This is a genomic window from Maribacter sp. TH_r10 (assembly GCF_033101095.1).
Taxonomy (GTDB): Bacteria; Bacteroidota; Bacteroidia; order Flavobacteriales; family Flavobacteriaceae; genus Maribacter_A; species Maribacter_A luteus.
In genome coordinates this window covers 1-543 of sequence record NZ_JAWMPY010000038.1, presented here as the reverse complement: position 1 = coordinate 543, position 543 = coordinate 1, and the positions used below count along the sequence as shown (strand labels likewise).

The 543-nt window shown below is 46.0% G+C and carries 1 protein-coding gene; it reads left to right on the top strand.

Translation table 11 applies throughout. From position 1 onward, the window contains the following. On the top strand, positions 1–543 hold a 543-nt coding region (locus tag R3X28_RS19225), incomplete at both ends, for a hypothetical protein (protein ID WP_317666511.1).

The window sequence follows — 543 nt, the reverse complement described above, 5'->3', positions numbered from 1 at the left end:
ACCTCCGGGATCAACACAGGTGACCAGGATATTTCCGGTATCGTTACCAATGCAACTGCCATTTCAAATAACAATGCTGCCATTGTAGCCAACGATGCTGATATTATAGATTTACAGAACGAACAGACTACGCAGAACGATGCCATTGCATTGAACACCGCTAAAACCGGAATCACCACCGCCCAAGCGGACATCATCGCCAATACCTCCGGGATCAACACAGGTGACCAGGATATTTCCGGTATCGTTACCAATGCTTCTGATATTGATGCTTTGGAATTGGAACAAACCACACAGAATGATGCGATTGCTTTGAACACCGCCAAAACTGGAATCACTCCGGCGCAAGCCGCCATCGTTGCGAATACCTCTGGTGTGAACACTGGAGATCAGGATATTTCAGGAATAGCTACTAATGCTGCGAACATCAGTGATAATGATACTGATATTGCCAACTTACAATCCGAACAAACTACTCAAAACGATGCGATTGCATTGAACACTGCTAAAACAGGGATTACCCCGGCACAGGCTGCCATCGTT